21 protein-coding genes and 1 riboswitch are annotated in these 21,390 nt (G+C 59.5%); of the genes, 10 read left to right on the top strand and 11 right to left on the bottom strand.

What is annotated here, in order from left to right:
• Positions 1 to 16 precede the first annotated feature (16 nt).
• Positions 17 to 1,507, bottom strand: a complete 1,491-nt coding sequence (locus ACSQ16_RS07790; RefSeq protein ID WP_435988723.1) for a sensor histidine kinase — start codon at positions 1,505 to 1,507, stop codon at positions 17 to 19.
• Positions 1,508 to 1,785: 278 nt separating this feature from the next.
• On the opposite strand from ACSQ16_RS07790, the gene ACSQ16_RS07785 reads away from it, so the two are divergent.
• From ACSQ16_RS07785 to ACSQ16_RS07765, 5 genes are all read left to right on the top strand, one after another.
• Positions 1,786 to 2,511 carry an acyl-homoserine-lactone synthase gene (locus tag ACSQ16_RS07785; RefSeq protein WP_317405921.1) on the top strand — a complete coding sequence of 242 codons (726 nt, stop codon included), beginning with the start codon at positions 1,786 to 1,788 and terminating at the stop codon, positions 2,509 to 2,511.
• A 221-nt stretch (positions 2,512 to 2,732) separates the two neighbouring features.
• On the top strand, positions 2,733 to 3,392 hold the full coding sequence (locus ACSQ16_RS07780) for an ABC transporter ATP-binding protein (RefSeq protein ID WP_243261064.1): 660 nt from the start codon (positions 2,733 to 2,735) through the stop codon (positions 3,390 to 3,392).
• On the top strand, positions 3,370 to 5,094 hold the full coding sequence (locus tag ACSQ16_RS07775) for a capsule biosynthesis protein (protein WP_317405919.1): 1,725 nt from the start codon (positions 3,370 to 3,372) through the stop codon (positions 5,092 to 5,094). The genes ACSQ16_RS07780 and ACSQ16_RS07775 overlap by 23 nt, the downstream gene beginning before the upstream one ends.
• A complete protein-coding gene (gene kdsA, locus ACSQ16_RS07770) occupies positions 5,091 to 5,924 on the top strand; it encodes a 3-deoxy-8-phosphooctulonate synthase (protein ID WP_243261066.1) in 834 nt (277 codons plus the stop codon). Before ACSQ16_RS07775 ends, kdsA begins: the two co-directional genes overlap by 4 nt.
• 25 nt (positions 5,925 to 5,949) lie before the next feature.
• Complete coding sequence (locus ACSQ16_RS07765; protein WP_243261067.1) at positions 5,950 to 7,446, top strand: phosphomannomutase/phosphoglucomutase; 1,497 nt, start codon at positions 5,950 to 5,952, stop codon at positions 7,444 to 7,446.
• 78 nt (positions 7,447 to 7,524) lie between these two features.
• On the opposite strand, the gene ACSQ16_RS07760 is transcribed toward ACSQ16_RS07765, so the two are convergent.
• The 5 genes from ACSQ16_RS07760 to ACSQ16_RS07740 all read right to left on the bottom strand — a co-directional run bounded on the left by ACSQ16_RS07760 (position 7,525) and on the right by ACSQ16_RS07740 (position 12,018).
• Positions 7,525 to 8,172 carry a phosphoribosylanthranilate isomerase gene (locus ACSQ16_RS07760; protein WP_243261068.1) on the bottom strand — a complete coding sequence of 216 codons (648 nt, stop codon included), beginning with the start codon at positions 8,170 to 8,172 and terminating at the stop codon, positions 7,525 to 7,527.
• A 9-nt stretch (positions 8,173 to 8,181) separates the two neighbouring features.
• Positions 8,182 to 8,532, bottom strand: a complete 351-nt coding sequence (locus ACSQ16_RS07755; RefSeq protein WP_093928559.1) for a lipopolysaccharide assembly protein LapA domain-containing protein — start codon at positions 8,530 to 8,532, stop codon at positions 8,182 to 8,184.
• Positions 8,532 to 8,816: an integration host factor subunit beta gene (ihfB, locus tag ACSQ16_RS07750; RefSeq protein WP_067626061.1), complete on the bottom strand. Its 285-nt coding sequence runs from the start codon at positions 8,814 to 8,816 to the stop codon at positions 8,532 to 8,534. Before ihfB ends, ACSQ16_RS07755 begins: the two co-directional genes overlap by 1 nt.
• A 285-nt stretch (positions 8,817 to 9,101) precedes the next feature.
• Positions 9,102 to 10,766, bottom strand: a complete 1,665-nt coding sequence (rpsA, locus tag ACSQ16_RS07745; protein ID WP_243263200.1) for a 30S ribosomal protein S1 — start codon at positions 10,764 to 10,766, stop codon at positions 9,102 to 9,104.
• Between the two features lie 490 nt (positions 10,767 to 11,256).
• The gene (locus ACSQ16_RS07740) at positions 11,257 to 12,018 is read right to left on the bottom strand and encodes a response regulator (protein ID WP_243261069.1); all 762 of its coding nucleotides are present in this window, start codon (positions 12,016 to 12,018) and stop codon (positions 11,257 to 11,259) included.
• 128 nt (positions 12,019 to 12,146) lie between these two features.
• Here ACSQ16_RS07740 and trmB point away from each other — a divergent pair, with 128 nt between their 5' ends.
• From trmB to ACSQ16_RS07715, 5 genes are all read left to right on the top strand, one after another.
• Positions 12,147 to 12,848, top strand: a complete 702-nt coding sequence (gene trmB / locus ACSQ16_RS07735; RefSeq protein WP_317405917.1) for a tRNA (guanosine(46)-N7)-methyltransferase TrmB — start codon at positions 12,147 to 12,149, stop codon at positions 12,846 to 12,848.
• Positions 12,849 to 12,954: 106 nt separating this feature from the next.
• Positions 12,955 to 14,307 carry a 3-phosphoshikimate 1-carboxyvinyltransferase gene (gene aroA, locus ACSQ16_RS07730; protein ID WP_243261071.1) on the top strand — a complete coding sequence of 451 codons (1,353 nt, stop codon included), beginning with the start codon at positions 12,955 to 12,957 and terminating at the stop codon, positions 14,305 to 14,307.
• A complete protein-coding gene (locus ACSQ16_RS07725; RefSeq protein ID WP_243261072.1) occupies positions 14,304 to 14,807 on the top strand; it encodes a hypothetical protein in 504 nt (167 codons plus the stop codon). Before aroA ends, ACSQ16_RS07725 begins: the two co-directional genes overlap by 4 nt.
• Complete coding sequence (locus tag ACSQ16_RS07720) at positions 14,804 to 15,439, top strand: (d)CMP kinase (protein WP_243261073.1); 636 nt, start codon at positions 14,804 to 14,806, stop codon at positions 15,437 to 15,439. Before ACSQ16_RS07725 ends, ACSQ16_RS07720 begins: the two co-directional genes overlap by 4 nt.
• A gap of 78 nt (positions 15,440 to 15,517) precedes the next feature.
• Positions 15,518 to 15,976 carry a DUF7674 family protein gene (locus tag ACSQ16_RS07715; protein ID WP_243261074.1) on the top strand — a complete coding sequence of 153 codons (459 nt, stop codon included), beginning with the start codon at positions 15,518 to 15,520 and terminating at the stop codon, positions 15,974 to 15,976.
• A gap of 198 nt (positions 15,977 to 16,174) precedes the next feature.
• Here ACSQ16_RS07715 and metK read toward each other — a convergent pair whose 3' ends face one another.
• The 5 genes from metK to ACSQ16_RS07690 all read right to left on the bottom strand — a co-directional run bounded on the left by metK (position 16,175) and on the right by ACSQ16_RS07690 (position 21,376).
• A complete protein-coding gene (gene metK, locus ACSQ16_RS07710; RefSeq protein ID WP_243261075.1) occupies positions 16,175 to 17,356 on the bottom strand; it encodes a methionine adenosyltransferase in 1,182 nt (393 codons plus the stop codon).
• Between the two features lie 4 nt (positions 17,357 to 17,360).
• Positions 17,361 to 17,409, bottom strand: a riboswitch (SAM-SAH riboswitch).
• A 31-nt stretch (positions 17,410 to 17,440) separates the two neighbouring features.
• Positions 17,441 to 18,940, bottom strand: a complete 1,500-nt coding sequence (gene lnt, locus ACSQ16_RS07705) for an apolipoprotein N-acyltransferase (RefSeq protein ID WP_243261076.1) — start codon at positions 18,938 to 18,940, stop codon at positions 17,441 to 17,443.
• Positions 18,937 to 19,839, bottom strand: coding sequence for a hemolysin family protein (locus ACSQ16_RS07700; protein WP_243261077.1), 903 nt, complete (start codon positions 19,837 to 19,839; stop codon positions 18,937 to 18,939). Before ACSQ16_RS07700 ends, lnt begins: the two co-directional genes overlap by 4 nt.
• A gap of 27 nt (positions 19,840 to 19,866) precedes the next feature.
• Entirely contained in the window at positions 19,867 to 20,412 is a 546-nt protein-coding gene (gene ybeY, locus ACSQ16_RS07695; RefSeq protein ID WP_243261078.1) for an rRNA maturation RNase YbeY, read from the bottom strand.
• A complete protein-coding gene (locus ACSQ16_RS07690; protein WP_243263202.1) occupies positions 20,387 to 21,376 on the bottom strand; it encodes a PhoH family protein in 990 nt (329 codons plus the stop codon). The genes ybeY and ACSQ16_RS07690 overlap by 26 nt, the downstream gene beginning before the upstream one ends.
• Positions 21,377 to 21,390: the final 14 nt, after the last annotated feature.

Below are 21,390 nucleotides of genomic sequence, written 5' to 3'. Positions count from 1 at the left end.
GTGGGCTGCAGCAACACTATGCTGCGGCCCGATCCCCCGAAGGCTTTTCGGTCTCTTCATCGCCAATCGGCCCGGCCCCGCTGATCATATCTTTGATATGCATCCCATGGGCCAGCTCGCGGCCAGACCCATTTCCCAAAGGCATATCGATATAGAACGTCGTGCCGGGGCCTTCGTTTTTGAAATAGTCAATCTCCCCGCCCAAGGCTTCGATGATCCGCTTAGAGATATTCATCCCCAACCCCGTACCGCCAACTGCGCGCTGGTCGGATGAATCGATCTGCGAGAATTCATCAAAGACCTTTTCACGCTCTGACTCTGACAATCCAATCCCCTCGTCTATCACGCTGATGCGCACCTTTTCGTTCTCCGTGACCGACGTGACCTTCACGGTCGACCCAGCCGGAGAGAACTTGGCCGCATTGGACAACAGGTTCGACATCACCTGCTGCAAGCGCTTTTCATCCGTGGCAATGCCCGCCGGATCCGACGGCTTGGCATAGCGCAGTGTCACACCAAGGCTCGCCGCAAAGGACTGGTTAAGCTCAATCGCGTCTTCGATAATCGTCTGCACTTCAAGCGGTTCGATATCAAAGCTTATCTTGCCCGCTTCAAACTTTTGCAAGTCGAGAATTTCGTTGATGATCGAAGTGAGCCGCGCTGAATTGCGCTGCGCGATCTTCAAAACCTTCTCCATCTGTGGGGTCATCTCACCCAGAACACCCGCGCAGGCCATATCGAGCGACCCTTTGATCGAGGTCATCGGCGTGCGCAACTCGTGGCTGATGGTTGATACGAACTCAGTCTTCACCTTAAAGGCGATCTTGGTCTTCTCATGCTCTGCCTTCAACTCTTCCAACTGGCGCAGGTTGGTGCGGTACATTTTCATGAAGATGCGCGAACAATCGACGATGAAATACAGCACGAAAACAACGGTAAACAACTGCGTCCAAAGCTCAGACTCGATGGTCGCTCCGGTGCTCACGATGTCCCAGATAGGAATGAACAGGAAAGTCGCGCCATAGATCGCCAGCCGCATCATAAGCACAGGCAGGATGTGGTGATTGTTCATTGAAGCGAAAAGTGCCGCTGCGAACAGGAAAAACAGCGGCAAGAAATGTGTCGTCGCGCCTTGTTGCAACGCAATGCCAAGCGCGAAATAGCTGATCACCCCGGCGCTGAGCACCGTGCCGATGTAGATACGGTTCATGAACAGCCGCGCCAATCGGGGGCTGCGCCCCCGCCATCTGGTGATGCGCAAGAATAGGATGTAATCGAAAGTCTCTGATATCGCGATCAAAATCAGCGTCGATATCGAAAGCCAGAGTTCATAATAGAACGCAGACAAGCAGATAGCAGCCGCAAATATCATCTGCCGCTGCCAGAACAAGCTAACGCCCACTTGGGAGTAGTCGCGCATCTGCTGGACCTTAGTGGCGTCCGCCAGATGTGCCGTATGAGTCGGGCGGTATATTGTTTTTTCCTGCGACATCGCTCTCGTTTTCATCGGTCGGCTGCTCGGACCCGGCATTCTGCCGTTTTTAAAGGCTCTGAACATGTTGCATTTCGGCATCGAAGCACATGTTAGAAGCGATCTTTCCCCCTTCTACACACGGAATTGGGACATAAGTATGGCCATTTCGTGCAACTAGAGGTTACCCTCTTGATAAGAGGCATTTTTACACCGCAGTTTTGAGGCCCGATATGAGTCTGCAAGGACGGAAATTTAGTGGTAAATCTTGGCAAGATGTTCTTCCCGAATTGACGCCACAAGACGCTAAGGCGTTGGAAGTTAAAAATAATCGTTTCCCGCGCAGGCTGCTTGGCGCTAAGGCTGCCGAACCCGATCCCTATAGTCCAGAGGCCCTCGCCCAAGCCAACCCGTATATGCGCGCCACGACTTTGTCGTTTTTGAACATGCATCAGCACGGTGAATTATTCGTAAATTTCCTGCGTGCCCGCCGGCGCATCTTCATTGATGACAAGCAATGGAATCTACCTCAGGTTGACGGGATGGAGTTTGACCAATACGATACGCCCCGTGCCCGCTGGATTGTGCTGCATGAATATGGCGAAGTCATGGGGGGCGTCCGCTTGATGCCCACCACTTCAACGTGTGCGCAATACAGCTATATGCTACGTGATGCACAGTTGGGCATGCTACCTGACATTCCCCAAGATGTGCTGTTTTTCAAAGCGCCCGTGCGCGATGACATTTGGGAAGCCACCCGTCTGTTCCTGACCAACGCCGTCCCCGCGCACCGCCGCATTGCCGTACAGCGTATGCTGATGAACCAAATGGCCGGTGCCGCCTATGCCATGGGTGCAAGCCATGTATTGGGGATTGTGCCCGCCACTTTTAGCCGTTGGATGACACGTCTTGGCCTAATGAGCGCCGTGCCCGTCGGCCCGGTGCAGAACATTGACGGCGATCGCACTCAGGCCGCCCTGATGAACGTCAGTTATATCGGAGACACCGCCCCGACCGAAAGCACCCACACGCTGCACTGACCTCCTACGCTTTTTCGCGGGGCGTTCATGTCCTTCGCAGTTCCTTTTCTAGCCGCGCGGGAAGCGCACTTCGGTCGCGCGCAGCCTGCCCTTAAGAAGCTTTGCAGCGACCATCGCCTGCATTTCGACATATTGTGGTCAAATTCAGTGAATAGACGGTTAAGATACCTCTGATAAAAGAGGCGCCAAGTGGCCGCGCTCAGCACCAACCGGAGCAGGGAATGCTGGAATTTGAAAATGTGTCCAAGTCCTTTTGGACGGGCTCCCAGCACAAGGTCATTCTTGACCGGGTGTCTTTTCGTGTGGAACTTGGCAAGTCATTGGGCATTCTGGCCCCCAACGGCACCGGCAAAACCACCCTCATCAACATGATGGCCGGGCTTGAAAAGCCGGATGATGGTGAGATCAGGCGCAGCTGTAACATCTCGTTTCCATTGGGTTTTATGGGCGGCGTGGTCAACAAAGTCTCTGCGATGGAAAACGCCCGCTATATCGCGCGGCTTTATGGGCTCGATCCCGATTACGTCGAGAGTTTTTGCCGCTGGCTTTGCGGCTTGGGGGAATATTTCGATCAACCGATTGGCACTTATTCTGCGGGGATGCGGGCGCGGTTCTCTTTTGCGCTGATGTTGGCGCTAGATTTTGATATCTATCTGATTGACGAAGGTATGCCGGGCACCACAGACGTGGAATTCAACCGCAAAGCGGGTGACATTCTGAAAGAACGGCTGCGGACCACGACGATTATCATCGTTTCGCATCAAGCCCATACGCTTGAAAAGTTCGCCCGCTCCGCCGCTGTCCTTTTGGATGGTAAACTGCATATGTTCGACACCTTGGAAGAAGCGAAACAGCTCTATGACTACGAAACCCAAGGCTAGAAAATTCCGCATCCGCAAAGTGACGCCATCTGCGGCGTCCAGCCCTGCCGTAAAGGCCGAGACTTCGCAGTCCGATGCCGCACGCGCAGAAAGAGCCGCCAAGCTGCGCGCCGTGGCAGATGCTACGGATGTGAAACCATCCCACAGTAAAGAAGCGTTGGAACATGCCGCAAGAAGCGGCAAAGCCAACCCGCCAGAAACCAGCCGTGAAGGAGAGGTCTCCTCAGCCGGGGAGGTGTCAGCCGAGCAAGATATCGACGCGATCCGCCGCGAAGGGCTGACAGGCCGACAACTGCGCATGGCCCGCCGGGTGGCGCAGAAACACGGGCTGGCACCCACTTCGGATTTTGATGCTGTGCGCCTGCTGCGCGCCAAGGGAATTGACCCTTTCCAACGCTCCAACATGCTGGAACTGGTGGTGCCGCAATCCGGTGATCAAGACGGGGCAGGCCTGCCTGCCACTCATAGTCCGCCGGGTGCGGCGCGCGTACAACTGCCTCAAACCACGCCTGCGGGTGGTCGCGGCCTTCCCTCTACCAATGTCAGCCCGGCAGAGCGCCGCCAGCGCGAGATCTCTGACATCCAGCGCGACATCACCCGCCGCCGCCGCCGCAAGGGGGCGATGCTGCTGGTGCGGCTCGCCTTTTTCGTCATGCTACCGACATTCGCGGCGGGCTATTACTTTTATAAGATCGCAACGCCGATGTATGCGACCGACAGCCAGTTCCTGATCATCCAGAACGAGGGCGGTGGAGGCACAAGCCCCTTTGGCGGCCTGCTGCCCACGCAATTCGCCAACAGTGCCGACAGCATCGCCACACAGGCCTACCTGCAATCTAAAGACGCCATGCTGCGACTGGACGAAGATGCCGATTTCCGCGCCCATTTCGCGAATCCCGAGATTGACCCCATCCAGCGCCTAACCGAAGACCCGACCAACGAAGAAGCGTATAAAACCTATAAGAAGAACGTAAAAATCGGCTACGACCCGACTGAAGGCGTTATTCGGATGGAGGTTATCGCCGCCGACCCCCAGTTGTCGGAAGAGTTTTCAAAACGTCTGCTCACCTATGCCGAGGAACGGGTTAACGATCTAAGCAAACAAAAACGCGAAGACGGAATGCGCGATGCACGTGAAGGTTATGAAACTGCGCTTCAAAATCGCCGTGATGCCCAAGAGGCGTTGATTACATTGCAGATCGACAACAACGTCGATCCCGAGGCGATGATCGCTTCGATCCGCACCCAAATCACCAGCTATGAGACTCTGTTGATCGAGAAAGAGCTCGAACTGGCGGCCCTGCTCGACAATCAGCGCCCGAACCAAGCCAAGGTCGATGGCGCGCGCGGCGATGTGCGCCGCCTGCGCGAACAGTTAACCAAGCTGCGCGAGCGGATGACCGCCGCCAATGAAGGCGAAAACTCGCTTGCCCAACAGGCCGTCGCGGCACAGCTTGCACAGGCCGATCTGGCCGCCGCTGACATGGTGCTACAAAGTGCGCAAACCGCAATGGATCAAGCCCGAACAGAGGCTGGGCGGCAGGTCCGCTACCTCACCGTGGCGGTCAATCCCGTAGCCCCGGATGAGGCCACCTACCCCCGCAAGTTTGAAAACACGATATTGGCTTTCCTTATCTTTGCAGGCATCTACCTGATGCTGTCCCTGACGGCGTCCATTCTAAGAGAACAGGTAACTTCATGACCCAGCTGCGCATCGGAAATCTGACAGTCGGCAACGACCGCCCTCTCACCGTGATCGCTGGCCCCTGCCAGCTAGAGAGCGAAGATCACGCGCAGATGATCGCGGGCGTTCTGAAGGAAGCCTGCAACGCGGCAGGCGCGCAGTTCATCTTCAAAGCAAGCTACGACAAAGCCAACCGCACTTCCCTTTCGGGCAAGCGCGGATTGGGCATCGAAAAGGGTCTTCAGGTACTGCAATCCGTAGCCCGCGCCAACGACGTGCCCGTACTGACGGATGTGCATAACGAAGCACAATGCGCGCAAGCTGGCGAAGTGGTCGACGTGCTGCAAATCCCCGCCTTCCTCTGCCGCCAGACCGACATCCTGCTGGCAGCCGGCGAGACGGGCAAGGCTGTGAACGTCAAGAAGGGCCAATTCCTCGCCCCTTGGGAAATGCAGAACATCGTCGACAAGATCGAAAGTACCGGCAACAAGAACATCCTGCTGACCGAACGCGGCACGACCTTCGGCTACAACACGCTGGTTGCCGACATGCGCAGCCTGCCCCAGATGGCCCAAACCGGCTATCCGGTGGTGATGGACGCGACCCATTCGGTCGCGCAGCCGGGCGGCAAGGGCGGCTCCTCGGGCGGTCAGCGCGAGTTTGCCCCAGTTATGGCCCGCGCGGCAGCTTCCATCGGCGTCGCCGCGATCTTTATGGAAACGCATGAAGACCCTGACACCGCGCCCAGCGATGGGCCAAACATGATCTACCTCGACCAGATGCCGGGGCTGATCAACCTGCTGATGCAATTCGACGCGCTGGCCAAAAGCCACCCGCTGACATTCTGAATTTAAACAAAAGCGAGTATTTACAGTGACCAAACCGGCCTCCACCGTGACCCCGAACACTTGGGAATTTTTGCGCGATGCGATGATCACCCCGACAGGTTTCCGGGAGTATGACGCGCGCTGGAAATACCCCGATGACATCAACCTGCCCGGCATCACCGCGCTTGGTCTTGGGCTCGGCACCCAGATGCACGCACGCGGGATTGAGCCGGTCATCGCCGTTGGCAATGACTACCGCGATTACTCCCTGTCGATCAAAAACGCGCTGATGCTCGGCCTGATGCAGGCCGGGATCACGGTCAAAGACATCGGCCCGGCGTTGTCGCCCATGGCCTATTTCGCGCAATTCCACCTCAATGCGCCCGCCGTTGCGATGGTCACCGCCAGCCATAACCCCAACGGTTGGACCGGCGTCAAAATGGGCTTTGAACGCCCGCTGACCCACGGCCCGGATGAGATGGCCGAGTTGCGCGACATCGTTCTGAATGGCCGGGGAGAGCGGCGTCCAGGCGGCGCTTATGAGTTCATCGAAGGTGTGCGCGAAGCCTATCTTGACGACCTTGTGGGTGACTTCAAAATGACCCGCAAGCTTAAGGTCGTTTGTGCCACCGGTAACGGCACCGCCTCGGCCTTCGCGCCTGAGCTGTTCCGCCGCCTGGGTGTCGAAGTGGTCGATAGCCATAATCAGCTAGATTACACATTCCCGCATTACAATCCGAACCCCGAAGCGATGGAAATGCTACACGACATGGCCGACAGCGTGCGTGCCTCTGGCGCCGATTTCGCGCTTGGTTTTGACGGAGACGGTGACCGCTGCGGCGTGGTTGATGACGAAGGCGAAGAGATCTTTGCCGACAAGATGGGCGTTATTATGGCCCGCGATCTGGCCAAATTGCACCCCAACAGCACCTTTGTCGCCGACGTGAAATCCACTGGCCTCTTCGCATCAGATCCCGAACTGCAAAAGCACGGGGCCAAAGCCGACTACTGGAAAACAGGCCACAGCCACATGAAACGCCGGGTCAAAGAACTGGGCGCGCTGGCGGGCTTTGAAAAATCCGGCCACTACTTCCTCGCCGAGCCGATTGGCCGGGGCTATGACTGCGGCATGCGCGTCGCCGTGGAAATCTGCAAGCTGATGGACCGTAATCCGGACAAATCTATGTCCGACCTGCGCCGCGCCCTGCCCCAGACTTGGGCCACGCCCACCATGTCGCCCTATGCCTCGGACACCGAGAAGTATGACATCCTCGACCGTCTGGTGCAGAAACTCGTCGCCAAAGCCGAAGCTGGCGAAAAAATCGGCGGTCGCGCGATTTCCGAAGCCATCACTGTAAATGGCGCACGGGTCATGCTCGACAACGGCGGTTGGGGTCTGGTGCGGGCGTCGTCCAACACGCCGAACCTTGTGGTGGTCTGCGAAAGCCCCGAGTCAGAGGCCGAAATGCGGGCGATCTTCGCCGATATCGACGCCGTGATCCGGACAGAGCCGGGCGTGGGTGACTACGACCAGTCGATCTGATTCTCTACACATTCGCATCGAACGACAAAGGCCCGGGGCAATGCCGCCGGGCCTTTTTACTGTTGTAGGTAACCGTTCTTACTTCAGTGCCGCGTCGCAGAAAGCGCGGATAAGCTCAGCATCCTTCACACCGGGTGCGCTTTCGACGCCAGAAGATACATCCACCTGCCGCGCACCGGTGAGGGCAATTGCCTCCCCCACATTCGCTGCATTCAGGCCACCTGCCAGCATCCACGGCTTTGGCCAACGGCGTCCTGCAATAAGCCGCCAGTCAAAGGCCAGCCCATTCCCGCCGGGCAGCACCGCATCTTTGGGCGGCTTCGCATCAACCAAAAGCTGGTCGGCGACGCTCACATAGTCATTCAAGGCCGCCAGATCATCACGATCCGCCACGCCCACGGCCTTCATCACCGGCAAGCCATAGCGCGCCTTGACCTCAGCCACCCGCGCGGGACTTTCGTTGCCGTGAAGCTGCAACATGTCCAAAAAGGGTACGGCGGCCAGCAGCGCATCCAGCGCAGCGTCATCGGCATTCACCGTCAAAGCAACTTTGCAGATGCCGTCTGGTACAGCCTCTGCCATATGCGCGGCCGCTTCTAACGACAGGTGGCGCGGCGATTTCTCGAAAAAGACAAAGCCGAGCGTGCGCGCGCCTGCCAAAAGGGCGGCAGGCACATCAGCAGGATCGGTCAGACCGCAGATTTTTACGTTGATATTCTCAGGCATGGAGAGCGTTTAGCCCGCTTCGTCGAGAAGTGCCAGAACTTCATCCTTGCCCTCATGCTTCTCAGCTTTGAGGCGGATTACTTCACGCTCCAACCGACGACGTTCGCGGGCCAAACGGGCCGCCTCCGCACGCTGGCCGTGCTCCCGAATCCACTCCCAGACGAAACCGACCAACAGACCTACGATGATCCCGCCAAGGATCACGATAAACAATGGCAGCTGCACCGACGGGTTAACGGCAAACCAGCCGGAAATTTCGGTCGGCAGAACCTGCAAAGTAACGATGTTGCGGTTTGCCAAAGCAACAGAGATCAGCGCCACCGCAAAAAGCGCGATGCAGGCATAACGAATGTAACGCATTAGCTTTTCCCGTTCAGCCGGTCGCGCAGCAGCTTGCCAGTCTTAAAGAAAGGCACGTGCTTTTCCTCAACGTTCACCGTCTCCCCTGTACGGGGGTTACGGCCAACGCGTGCGTCACGCTTTTTCACCGAAAAGGCGCCAAAGCCGCGCAACTCAACCCGATCCCCACGCGACATCGCGCCGGTGATCTCATCGAAAACGGTATTTACGATCCGCTCCACATCGCGTTGATAAAGATGCGGATTGTCGTCAGCGATCTTCTGGATCAGTTCCGACCGGATCATGGCACGTCCCCCGAGAATTTGTAGATGTCTTAATCGACTATAGGAAATAACGCTTCACTCGGGAAGGTGTTCCACCCATACCGCAGCAGATTTTTCTGGGCGAAACCTCTGTTTTCTCGGCTCTTTTCCGCCGCTTCTTGCTGAGCAGCACCTAAAGAGGCGACAGCGTGGTGCCCCCTCCCCTCAAAGCAGCCCCGATTCGAGAGGCCCGGTAGAACAGGAAAAGGCCCCGCATATCGCCATGCGGGGCCTTCGCTAACTACACACATTCAACGTGGAATGTGTTTACTCGTCGTCGCCCTTCAGCGCCGCACCAAGGATGTCGCCCAAGCTCGCGCCGGAGTCGGAGGAACCGTACTGCTGTACCGCCTCTTTCTCTTCTGCGATCTCACGCGCCTTGATCGAGACGCCCAGACGGTGTGCCTTGGCATCGACGTTGGTGATGCGCACGTCAACCTTGTCACCGACCGAGAAACGCTCAGGGCGCTGTTCGGCACGGTCACGGCTGAGGTCGGAACGACGGATGAAGCTCTTCATGCCTTCGTATTCGACTTCGATGCCACCTTCTTCGATGGAGGTCACGTTCACGGTTACGATCGAGCCGCGCTTCACGCCGCCAACGGCTTCGGCGAATTTGTCACCGCCAACGTTCTTGATCGAGAGCGAGATGCGCTCTTTCTCAACGTCGACTTCGGAGACAACGGCCTGAACCACGTCACCTTTGCGGTAGTCTTGGATCGCTTCTTCGCCGCGCTGGTCCCAGCTAAGGTCGGAAAGGTGAACCATGCCGTCGATATCGCCGGGCAGGCCAACGAACAGACCGAATTCGGTGATGTTCTTGACTTCGCCCTCGACTTCGGTGCCCTCGGGGTGTGTTTCAGCGAACACTTCCCATGGGTTGCGCATGGTCTGCTTGAGACCAAGGGATACACGACGCTTGGCGCTGTCGATTTCCAGAACCATGACTTCGACTTCTTGGGAAGTCGAGACGATCTTGCCGGGGTGCACGTTCTTCTTGGTCCAAGACATTTCGGACACGTGAACCAGACCTTCAACGCCCGGCTCCAGCTCAACAAATGCGCCGTAATCGGTGATGTTGGTCACACGACCGCTGTGCACGGAGGACAGCGGGTATTTCGCGCCAACCAGATCCCACGGATCTTCTTGCAACTGCTTCATGCCGAGGCTGATGCGGTGGGTCTCTTTGTTGATCTTGATGACCTGAACCTTGATGGTCTCGCCAATCGCCAGGATCTCGGACGGGTGGTTGACCCGGCGCCATGCCATGTCGGTGACGTGCAGCAGGCCGTCAACGCCGCCCAGATCAACAAACGCACCGTATTCGGTGATGTTCTTGACCACACCATCGACGGTCTGACCTTCGGTCAGGTTGCCAATGACTTCGGCACGCTGTTCGGCACGGGACTCTTCGAGGATCGCACGACGCGATACAACGATGTTGCCACGACGGCGGTCCATCTTGAGGATTTGGAACGGCTGCTTGAGACCCATGAGCGGGCCCGCGTCGCGCACGGGGCGGACGTCGACTTGGCTGCCGGGCAGGAACGCAACTGCGCCGCCGAGGTCGACGGTGAAGCCACCTTTGACACGGCCAAAGATCGCGCCTTCGACACGCTCTTCTGCGGCATAGGCTTTTTCCAGACGATCCCAGGCTTCCTCACGGCGGGCCATTTCGCGGCTGATGACAGCCTCGCCACGCGCGTTTTCGACTTGGCGAAGGAAAACTTCGACTTCGTCGCCAACTTCGATTTTGGGGGATTCGCCGGGATCAGCAAATTCTTTAAGCTCAACGCGGCCTTCCATTTTGTAGCCGACGTCGATGATGGCTTGGCCCGCTTCGACAGCGATCACCTTGCCTTTGACGACTGTGCCCTCTTGGGGCGTGTCCATTTCGAAGCTTTCGTTCAGAAGCGCTTCGAATTCGTCCATTGCTTTAGTCATGTAGCTTTTCGTATCCTTATCAAATGTTTCTGGCCGCGCGGTTGTCTCCGCCGGTCTGGAGTTGCAATTGGTCGTCGTGGTGGCACCGTGCAAATTACGCCGGAGAAACTCCGAAGCAAAGGCACAGCGGTGAACCCGCAGCCGAACGCAAACAAAAGAGGGCCGGTTGGTACCGACCCTGCCCGTTATATCGCGCCCGAAGCTGTAACCGCCCCTTAGACAGGGCGCGTATAGGGCAAATTTGACGCTCCTGCAAGGGCCAAGCACGCTCATGGCGGGGGCATGCGGGCTTCTGCCTGAAGATTGAAGACGTTGGGCCGTCGAAGCAAGGGGGGCGCATGACGCTTTAAATCAGTCCCAAGGATGGACAGCGCGCGGCCGCCTGCGTCGCTGGGCCCCGCCTGCACGGCATCCGGCCCGAGCTAATGAACCGATGACCCAAGGATGCGCAGAGCAGCGAGCCTCTTAAATCCGGCTTTCATCCAACCGCACCACCCCATCCGGCGCCCAACCCCGGCGTCGGTTTCGGCAGATCGGTAAGATCACTTTCGGCCAGTTCGCCGCCTTGGTAGCTGGCCAAATCTTCCACAAACTCCCACAGCTGCAGGAATGTGTAGTCAACTTTAGCCAATTCTTCTTCCATTAACACTGGGTTGGATCGATCAAGCCTGCGCAGATCGCGCATCATCTCACTGACCATCGGCTTGATCTCTTGCGCGCATTCTTCGGTAAAACGCCGCAGGACACTTTGAACCTCAGTTCTTTTTTGTTCTTGGGTGGCAATGCCAAAGCGCAGTGCCGTTTTCTGCAAAGCGTTAAAAGCAGAGCGCCGCAGGGTGTTTTGCGAAAGCTCGTCTTTGGCGATATAGTCACTACAGCCGCCACGCAGCGCTTCGATTGCCACGTCACCCTGATCTGTTCCGGTGACCATCACCGTCGCGACACTGCCGTTTTGTGGATGCGCTTTTATGAGCTCCAGCCCGCGCAACCCATCCCCGTCTGGCAGGTTATAGTCGAGCACGATCAAATCAAACTCACCCTCATCCAACTGTTGGGAAAGGGCGGCAAGGCTCTCTGCCTCTGTCAGAAGGGTCGAAAAATCAAGCCCGCCGCAGAGCCGTTTGATCCGCATCCGGTCGAACCGGTCGTCATCCACGATCAGGATACGCGCGACATCGCCTGACGCAGCCATGCCGTCCGCTGTTCCGCCGCTACCCGCTTCACTTCTGACCACGCTCATCTGACGCCTCCCTGCTATGTCTCCCTGATTTATACGCACGAAGGCTAACAACTGATTAAGCTCCATAATCATCGCTCCGATGCAGAGGATTGTTGCGAAGGGCCAGCGGGGCCGCTACATGAGCCGCCATGAGTGACACAGAACGCCCCCGCCGCAACTTCTATGGCCGCCTCAAAGGCAAATCCCTGAAGAAGTCGCAAAAGACCTATATCGACGAGGATCTCGACGCATTGTCGCCGGGGGCTGTCGATTGGGACGCCAATCCCGACCGCACACCGTTGGACCTCGACACGCTCTTTGACGGGCGCAAGGTCTGGTTGGAAATCGGCTTTGGCGGCGGTGAGCATCTGGTGCATCAGGCGGGGCAAAACCCGGATGTGGGCATCATCGGCTGCGAGCCTTACATCAACGGTGTTGCCATGTTGCTGGGCAAAATCCGGCGGGCGGGCGTCGATAACCTTGCCATCCATCCCGGTGACGTGCGCGATATGTTCGACGTGCTGCCTGAAGCCTCTATTGACCGGGCGTTCCTGCTCTACCCCGATCCTTGGCCGAAAACCCGCCACCACCGCCGCCGCTTTGTCACGCCCGAGCATCTGGAGCCTCTGGCCCGCGTGTTGAAACCCGGTGCGATCTTCCGCGTGGCGACCGATATTGAAGACTACGTCCGCCAGACCCTTGAACAGGTGCCGCAGCACGGGTTTGATTGGCTGGCCCAAGGGCCGGAGGACTGGCGCGCGCCTTGGCACGATTGGATCTCGACCCGCTACGAGCAGAAGGCGCTGCGCGAAGGGCGCACCCCGCATTACCTGACCTTCCGCAAACGCTAAGCCCAAGCGCCTGAATCCACCCCATTCACAATCCATTGCACGCGCGGCGATGGACGCTGCCGTTCGCCTGCGATAATAGGGGCCTCAAGCAGATCAGAGGTACCTCATGTCCAGTCACGGCAGCCCCATTCCCATGTCATCACGCGCTTGCGGGCCGCTTAGCGGCACTGCTGAGGTGCCCGGCGATAAATCCATCTCGCACCGCAGCTTGATCCTTGGCGCCATGGCCGTGGGCGAGACCACGATCACCGGGCTTTTGGAAGGCCAAGACGTGCTCGACACCGCCAAAGCCATGCGGGCTTTCGGAGCCGAGGTGATTGATCACGGCGGCGGCTCTTACTCCGTGCATGGCGTCGGCGTCGGCGGCTTTGCTGAGCCTGACAATGTGATCGACTGCGGCAACTCTGGCACCGGCGTGCGGCTGTTGATGGGGGCCATGGCAACCTCTCCGATCTCTGTCACCTTCACCGGTGACGCCAGCCTTAACAGCCGCCCGATGGCGCGGGTGACCGATCCGCTGGCGCTGTTCGGCACGCAATCCGTGGGCCGCGCCGGGGGCCGTCTGCCGATGACGCTGGTGGGCGCGGCTGAGCCTGTGCCGGTGCGCTATACTGTCCCGGTCCCTTCCGCACAGGTTAAATCCGCCGTGCTGCTGGCCGGGCTGAATGCCCCCGGCAAGACCGTGGTGATCGAGGCCGAAGCCACCCGTGACCATACCGAGCGGATGCTGGCAGGCTTCGGCGCCGAGATCACAGTTGAGGATACCGATGAGGGCCGCGTCATCACCCTGACCGGCCAGCCGGAGTTGAAGCCGCAGCACATCGACGTGCCGCGCGACCCCTCCTCCGCCGCCTTCCCCGTTTGCGCCGCGCTGATCGTGCCGGGCTCTGACGTGCTGGTGCCGGGCATCGGGCTGAACCCCACGCGTGCGGGCCTGTTCACCACCCTGCGCGAGATGGGCGCGGACCTGACTTATGAAAACGAACGTACCGAGGGCGGCGAGCCTGTAGCCGACCTGCGCGCGAAGTTCTCACCAAACCTCAAAGGCATCGAAGTGCCGCCCGAACGGGCTGCAAGCATGATCGACGAATACCCCGTGCTGTCGGTCGTGGCGGCCTGTGCGACGGGCGAAACCGTGATGCGCGGCGTCAAGGAATTGCGCGTCAAGGAAAGCGACCGGATTGAGGCCATGGCCAGCGGGCTGCGCGCCAATGGTATCGAAGTCGAAGACGGGCCGGATTGGTGGATCGTCAAAGGGTTGGGCCACGGCAACATCCCCGGAGGCGCGACCTGTCAGAGCCATCTCGACCACCGTATCGCCATGTCTTTCCTAATCCTCGGCATGGTCGCGCAACAGCCGGTGCAGGTGGATGACGGCGGGCCGATCGCCACATCCTTCCCGATTTTCGAACCGTTGATGGCGTCCTTGGGGGCGCAGGTCGAACGGCTACCTGCGTGATAGGCGACCGGCTCATCTGGCTCAGCCTCTGCGCCACATTGGCCTTTGCCGCGCTCGCGGGCTTCTCCGAAGTCTACCTGCGCGCGGAGGGCATGGGGGTCTTGGATGGGCGGCTTTGGGGCTATGATCTGGCCGATGCACGCGCCTATCTCGCCGCTCTCAGCCCGGAGCAGACCGTACTTTACCTCGGTCAGTTTCGGCTGGCTGACACCGCCTTCCCCGCGCTTTTGGCGCTGGCGCTGTTACTGTGGTTTCGGCGTTGGTCGGCGGGCGGGCTTCGGCTGGCGCTGACGCTAGCTGTCGCACTCTACCTCGGGGCGGATTACACCGAGAATATGCTGATCGCGCGGCTGGTTGAACTGGGGCCAGCACGGCTGACGGAACAAGCGGTCGCGACCGCCAGCCTGTTTACGCAGGTAAAATGGACAATACTGGCCGCCTGTTTCGGAGCAGCCCTGCTGCTTGGCCTTAGGGCGCGCAACGAAAGGAATGTGCAATGACAAAGAATGTAAACGGCGGCATGACCGTTGCCATCGACGGCCCCGCAGCGGCGGGCAAAGGCACGGTCGCTAAGGCTGTCGCTGCGCATTTCGGCTTTGCGCATCTCGACACCGGGCTTTTGTACCGCGCGGTGGCCGCGAAAACCCTCAAGGGGATGGACGCCGAAGAGGCCGCGCAAACCCTCGCCCCTGTCGATCTCGAAGACCCCAGCCTGCGCAACCCGGACGTGGCGCAAGAGGCCAGCAAAGTGGCGGTGATCCCCGCGGTGCGGGCCGCCCTCGTGCGTTTCCAACGCAGCTTTGCCGCCCGCGCAGGCGGTGCCGTACTGGACGGGCGCGACATCGGCACGGTGATCTGCCCCGATGCGCCGGTGAAACTTTTCATCACCGCCAGCCCCGAAGTGCGCGCGCAGCGCCGCTTTGCCGAGCTTTCGGGCAAGGGGATTGAGATTACTTATGAAACCGTTCTGGACGACGTCAAACAGCGCGACATGCGCGACATGAGCCGCGACCAAGCGCCGCTGAAGCCCGCTGATGATGCCAAGCAGATCGACACGACTGAAATGGCTATTGAAGATGCGGTCGCCGCCGCGGTGGCTTTGGTTGAGGCCAAGCTGGCCGACCGGGGGTAAGCTGGGCCACGGTTATACGGGTGGTGTAACGCCAGCCTTTGCATTCCGTGATGTCGTTGGATGTTTCAGAACCCTGACGTGCGTAACTTGACCGATGCTTCGGGTCGGACCAAGGTCAGCGGTGTAACTGTACACAGATTGCTGATGAGGTCGGTTGTGAGTGTTTTGGAAATGTACCACGACTTTCGAAAGCAATTTCCCAAACTCACCCGTGCAACAGACGCCAAGCACCTCCAAATCTGGGGCAGTGTCGATGATGACACGGCGTATGTCTGGTTCGAAAGTTTGGCTGCTGCGATCAACGATCAGATGGGGGATGAAAAACAGCGCACCGATATCGCGTCGGTTTTCACATACTTCCAAGGACAACTTCGTGCGGGTAGCCATGAAGTTGAGAACTGCATTGAAGTTAGTTTTATTGAGAACCTCTTTTGGGAAGTGAAACCAAGTTTTGCAACCAGTGTTTGGCCGCAACTACCCAAGTCTATGCAACGGCTCTATCTCAACTTCCATGGTCGGCCCCCAACGCAAGAATAGCCCAGGTTTGATCAGCGTTGAGGTGAACTGAGGCGAAAGCCGGTTCTGCTCCACCAGGTTGATCGCTAACGCAAGAAGCGCCCGAAGATATCTTCGGGCGCTCCATCTGGCATAAAACCATGCCTGTGATAAGACCGGCCAAGGGCTGCATGCACCACGCACCCCAAAGGCCTGGGGCGCAACCGCCCCCAAGTATCGTTATACTGCAGCCTTCAACTGATCGGCCAGATCACGGCGCTCCCAGCTAAAGCCGCCATCCGCGTCGGGCGCGCGGCCAAAGTGGCCGTAGGCCGCTGTGCGCTGGTAGATCGGCTTGTTCAACTGCAGATGCTCGCGGATGCCGCGCGGGGTCAGGTCGATGATCTGGCGGATCGCCTTTTCAATCGCCGCGTCATGCACGTCGCCGGTGCCATGGGTGTCGCAATAGATCGACAGCGGCTCGCTCACCCCAATCGCATAGCTAAGCTGGATGGTGCATTTCTTGGCCATCCCCGCCGCCACAACGTTCTTGGCCAAATAGCGCGCGACATAAGCGGCTGAGCGGTCCACCTTGGTCGGATCCTTGCCCGAGAACGCACCACCGCCATGCGGGGCCGCACCGCCATATGTGTCGACGATGATCTTACGGCCCGTGAGGCCCGCGTCGCCATCCGGCCCGCCAATGACGAAAACACCGGTGGGGTTCACATGCCAAACGGTGTCAGCGTCGATCCAGCCCTCGGGCAGCACTTCGCGGATGTAAGGCTCCACGATATCGCGGATATCGGCGCTGGTCTGGCGTTCGCTCTCATGCTGGGTCGAGAGCACGATGGAGCTTACGCCTACGGGTTTGCCGTTTTCATAACGCACCGAAAGCTGGCTCTTGGCGTCGGGCCGCAGGGTCGGCTCGGTCCCGTCTTTGCGCACTTCGGCCAGACGGCGCAGGATCGCATGGGCGTAGTGGATCGGTGCGGGCATCAGCTCAGGCGTCTCGTCGGTAGCAAAACCAAACATGATCCCTTGGTCGCCTGCGCCCTCTTCCTTGCCGTCAGCCGCGTCGACACCTTGGGCGATATGCGCCGACTGCGGGTGCAGCAGATTGGTGATCTCACACGTCGCGTGGTGGAACTCTTCCTGCTCATAACCGATGTCTTTGATGCAGGCGCGGGCGATGTCTTCGACCTTGCTAAGATACTCGTCAAGCTTGGTCTTGTTGGCCAGACCGACTTCCCCGCCGATCACGACGCGGTTGGTGGTGGCAAAGGTCTCGGCGGCGACCCGTGCTTCGGGTTCCTCGCTGATGAAAGCGTCGAGGATCGCATCGGAAATCCGGTCGCAGACCTTATCCGGGTGCCCCTCGGAAACGGATTCCGAAGTGAAAGTGTAGTTCTGACGGGACATGTAGTGCTCCAATAAAAATTACGCACCACGTCAGGAAGCCGTTGTGGTGCTCTGCCAATGGCTTAGACAACCGCTGGTGGATGGTCAATCGGCATTCCCGGGCCTGCGGCGGCGGGCCACAGCAAGCCCCGCAAGGCACAGCGCCAAGAGCACAGAAAGCGGCAAATCTCCGCTGCGGCTATAGAGTGTCGGCGGCAAGGGCGCGGGCAGCGGCGCGTCGATGAACCCTTCGGTGTTCAGCGCCAGCGACGCGGTCACACGCCCCTGCGGGTCGATCATCGCCGAGATGCCAGTGTTGGCCGCACGGGCCATCGGCAGCCCCTGCTCAATTGCCCGCATCCGCGCTTGGGCAAGGTGCTGGCGCGGGCCTGCGGCCTTGCCGAACCACGCATCGTTGGTGACCTGCATCAAAAACGCGGGCCGCGCCGGTGCGGCGTTCACGTCATGGGCAAAGACGGCCTCATAGCAGATCAGCGGCAATGCCGCGCCGAGCGTCCCCATATCCAATAGCTGCGCGCCCGGCCCGCTGGAAAAGCCGTTGCCCTCCTGCGCGGCGAGCCCGTGGATCCCGAAACGCGCCATCAGATCGCCCAGCGGCATATATTCGCCAAAGGGCACAAGGTGGTGTTTGTCATAGACCTGTCCGACCGCTCCAGCGGCATCCAGCACCACCAGCGAATTGTAATAGCGCATGTTCGACCGGCGCTGCACGCCCAGAACCACCGGCACGTCAGAGACGGCACCAATCTCGGCCAGCGCGCTGCCCGCCATATCCAGCGCCCAAGGGATCGCAGTTTCGGGCCAGATTACCAGATCAGGCGCTAGGCTCTCGTCTTTTGGCGCGGCGGCGGTGTAGTCGAGTTGCCGTGTGAAAAAGAATTCGAATTTGTCCGCGTTCCACTTTTCCCGCTGGGTCGCATTGGGCTGGACCAGGCGCACCACCTGATCGGTCAATACCGCTGGCGGCGCTTGTGGTGGCAGCAGCAAGAGCAGAACGGTCGACAGCGCCAGCGTCCCCTGCCCCAATCGCAGCGCCAAAGGGCCGCGCAGCAGCATGATCGCGGCGATGGCAAAGAGCCAGAGGTTCAGCGCATAGGGGCCGACCCAAGCCAAGCCCTGCCCCGCCATCACGCCGACCAGCGCCTGCGCGGGCATGGCCCATGGGAAACCGGTGAAAATATAGGCGCGCAGCAGTTCCACCGCCGCCCAAGCCAGCGCCAGTGCCAGCCCGCGCCGTGGCGCAACCCAGCGGGCCAGACCAAAGGCCAGCCCCCAAAACAGCGCCATGCCCGCCGCCAGCAAGATCAGCGCAAAGGGCGCCATCCAGCCGTGACGCTCCACATCGACCAAGAAGGGCGACACGATCCATTGCAGGGCGTGAAGGAAATAGCCAAAGCCAAAGCCCCAACCCAACAGCGCCGCGCGAAACGGGCGGCCAGATTGCGCACGGTAAAGCCAGAAGGCCGCCACCAGCCCTGCAAAGAGCATAAGCGGCAGTTCATAGGGCGCTTGCCCGAAGGCTGCGATGGCGCCGGCGATCGGAGCCAGCAACACCCGGCCCCGCATCGCCAGCCGTTGCATCATCCCCCAGCCCCTTGGGTGCGGACCCGTAAGCGTTTAATGCGGCGCGGATCGGCGTCGATCACCTCGAACTCCGGCCCATCGGGGTGCAAGACCACCTCGCCCCGCGCGGGCACGCGGCCCGACAGCATGAAGACCAGCCCGCCAAGCGTGTCGATCTCCTCTTCATCCACCGTCTCATGGTCGGTCAACGAATGGCCAATCTCAGCTTCAAAATCGCCCAGCGGGGTCTTGGCGAGCGCCAGATAGGTGCCAGGCTTTTCGACCGTCCAGTAGGTGCCCTCGTCAACGTCATGTTCGTCTTCGATCTCGCCTATGACCTGTTCGATCAGGTCTTCGATGGTGACCAGCCCATCAACGCCGCCATATTCGTCAATCACCAATGCCATATGCCGCCGCTCGGCCTGCATCTTGGTCAGCAGCACCCCAATGGTCATGGACGGGGGCACGTAAACCAAGGGACGCAGCATGGCGCGCAGATCGAACTTGGTGTTTTTGCCATTAAACCCGTGATTTAGCGCGAGGTCTTTCAAATGGACCATGCCCACTGGCGTATCCAGCGTGCCGTCATAGACGGGCAGCCGAGTCATGCCGCTTTCCTTGAATACCGCCACCAGCTCATCCAGCGTGGCGCTAACCGGCACGGCGGTAATATCCGCCTTGGGCACGGCCACGTCATCGACCCGCATCCGACGCAGGTTGATCATGCCGTGGCCGGTAGGCCGCTCGGCTTCTGCCGATGCCTCGGGGGTGTCATCCTCGCTGTCCGATGGGCTCAACGCCTCGAACACCCGAGAAAAGAAATTGCCGGTGCGCATTGCGCTATCGTCCGGCAGCTCATGTCTATCTTCATCCGCAAGCGCGCTCTGCGCCGCGTCAGATGATCCGTCTGTATCGCCCATTGGGTCCCGTCTGTGTTGCAAAGCCCCTTAAGGCCCATTTTCCTTATATGGGTCATCATAACCCATTTTGCCAAGTATTTCGCGCTCTAACCCTTCCATCAACGTCGCGTCGGGGTCATTTTCATGGTCATAGCCCAGAAGATGCAACAGCCCATGCACGATAAGATGGGTTACATGCGCGGCCAGTGGCTTGCCCGCCGCTTCGGCTTCGGCGGCGCAAGTCTCATAGGCCAAAGCGATGTCGCCCAGTTCGAGCATTCCGTCAATGCCGGGGCTGGCGGGCAGCGGATCGCCGCCCGGTGTGGCGGCACCCCGTTCCACTGCGGGCCAGCTCAGCACATTAGTGGCGCGCGCTTTGCCGCGAAAGTCTTCGTTCAGTACAGCAATGCGGGCGTCATCGCAGGCCAGCAGGGTCATCTCTGCCGCCTCGGCGTTGAGGCCGAGATGCCCCAGAGTGGCGCGTGCCGCCGCATGAGCGAGCGGTTCAAGGTCGACCGCGTTCCAGCGGTCGTCCTCAATCACGATGTCGAAATCTTCTAGCATCACATCAAGCGGCACCGCTATCTGCCTCATAGGCCTCAATAATCGCGGCCACGAGCGGGTGGCGCACCACGTCTTTAGAGGTGAAGTAATTGAAGCTGATGCTCGGGATTGTCTTGAGCAGCCGTTCAGCATCCTGAAGCCCCGATTGCACCCCACGCGGCAGGTCGATCTGGGTCCGGTCGCCGGTGATCACCATGCGGGAGTTCTGCCCTAGCCGCGTCAGGAACATCTTCATCTGCATCGACGTGGCGTTCTGCGCCTCATCCAGCACGACGAAGGCATTCGACAGCGTCCGCCCCCGCATAAAGGCCAGCGGCGCGATCTCGATGCGCTTTTCTTCTAGCAGCTTCGCCAATTGCTTGCCCGGCAGGAAATCATTCAGCGCGTCATAGAGCGGCTGCATGTAGGGGTCGACCTTGTCCTTCATGTCACCGGGCAGATAACCCAGCTTCTCCCCCGCCTCGACCGCGGGGCGCGAAAGAATGATCCGGTCCACATGCCCGCCGATGAACATCGACACGCCCACCGCCACCGCCAGATAGGTCTTGCCGGTGCCGGCAGGGCCGATGCCAAAGGCCAGTTCATTGTCAAACAGCGATTGCACATAAGCCTTCTGCGCGTCAGTGCGCGGCTCCACCCGTTTCTTGCGGGTCTGGATTTCAATCGCGTCCGAGATCGGCATTTCCAACTGGTCGCCCTGACGCACGCCGGTGCCAGCGCCGGAATTGCCCATGCGCAACATGCCGTCCACATCCGCAGGCTCAACCGAGCGCCCGCTTTCCAGCCGCACATAAAGCGCGTTCAGCAGGCTTTCGGCTTTCTCCACGGCCTCGCCTTCACCCAAAATCTGCAGGTGATTGCCGCGCCGGATGATCTGCACCTCGAGCGATTTCTCAATGGCAGCCAGATGCGCGTCATAGGCGCCGCAGAGGTCGATCAAAAGGCGGTTATCGGGAAATTCCACCACCCGTTCGGCCGCGGTTTCCGGTGTCATCAGATCAGTTGAAG

It is taken from the genome of Sulfitobacter sp. SH24 (assembly GCF_965641895.1).
GTDB lineage: Bacteria > Pseudomonadota > Alphaproteobacteria > Rhodobacterales > Rhodobacteraceae > Sulfitobacter > Sulfitobacter dubius.
Note: the sequence above shows the minus strand (reverse complement) of the source record. Positions and strands in the feature narration are given on the sequence as shown.

Excerpts from the sequence above, each read along its gene's own strand:
- ACSQ16_RS07690 (WP_243263202.1), bottom strand. The coding sequence starts at position 21,376 with ATGACACCGGAAACCGCGGCCGAACGGGTGGTGGAATTTCCCGATAAC.
- ACSQ16_RS07700 (WP_243261077.1), bottom strand. The coding sequence starts at position 19,839 with ATGGGCGATACAGACGGATCATCTGACGCGGCGCAGAGCGCGCTTGCG.
- aroA (WP_243261071.1), top strand. The coding sequence starts at position 12,955 with ATGTCCAGTCACGGCAGCCCCATTCCCATGTCATCACGCGCTTGCGGG.
- ACSQ16_RS07755 (WP_093928559.1), bottom strand. The coding sequence starts at position 8,532 with ATGCGTTACATTCGTTATGCCTGCATCGCGCTTTTTGCGGTGGCGCTG.
- kdsA (WP_243261066.1), top strand. The coding sequence starts at position 5,091 with ATGACCCAGCTGCGCATCGGAAATCTGACAGTCGGCAACGACCGCCCT.
- ACSQ16_RS07780 (WP_243261064.1), top strand. The coding sequence starts at position 2,733 with ATGCTGGAATTTGAAAATGTGTCCAAGTCCTTTTGGACGGGCTCCCAG.
- ACSQ16_RS07760 (WP_243261068.1), bottom strand. The coding sequence starts at position 8,172 with ATGCCTGAGAATATCAACGTAAAAATCTGCGGTCTGACCGATCCTGCT.
- trmB (WP_317405917.1), top strand. The coding sequence starts at position 12,147 with ATGAGTGACACAGAACGCCCCCGCCGCAACTTCTATGGCCGCCTCAAA.
- rpsA (WP_243263200.1), bottom strand. The coding sequence starts at position 10,766 with ATGGACGAATTCGAAGCGCTTCTGAACGAAAGCTTCGAAATGGACACG.
- ACSQ16_RS07720 (WP_243261073.1), top strand. The coding sequence starts at position 14,804 with ATGACAAAGAATGTAAACGGCGGCATGACCGTTGCCATCGACGGCCCC.
- lnt (WP_243261076.1), bottom strand. The coding sequence starts at position 18,940 with ATGATGCAACGGCTGGCGATGCGGGGCCGGGTGTTGCTGGCTCCGATC.
- ACSQ16_RS07740 (WP_243261069.1), bottom strand. The coding sequence starts at position 12,018 with ATGAGCGTGGTCAGAAGTGAAGCGGGTAGCGGCGGAACAGCGGACGGC.
- ihfB (WP_067626061.1), bottom strand. The coding sequence starts at position 8,816 with ATGATCCGGTCGGAACTGATCCAGAAGATCGCTGACGACAATCCGCAT.
- ACSQ16_RS07775 (WP_317405919.1), top strand. The coding sequence starts at position 3,370 with ATGACTACGAAACCCAAGGCTAGAAAATTCCGCATCCGCAAAGTGACG.
- metK (WP_243261075.1), bottom strand. The coding sequence starts at position 17,356 with ATGTCCCGTCAGAACTACACTTTCACTTCGGAATCCGTTTCCGAGGGG.
- ACSQ16_RS07790 (WP_435988723.1), bottom strand. The coding sequence starts at position 1,507 with ATGAAAACGAGAGCGATGTCGCAGGAAAAAACAATATACCGCCCGACT.
- ybeY (WP_243261078.1), bottom strand. The coding sequence starts at position 20,412 with ATGAGGCAGATAGCGGTGCCGCTTGATGTGATGCTAGAAGATTTCGAC.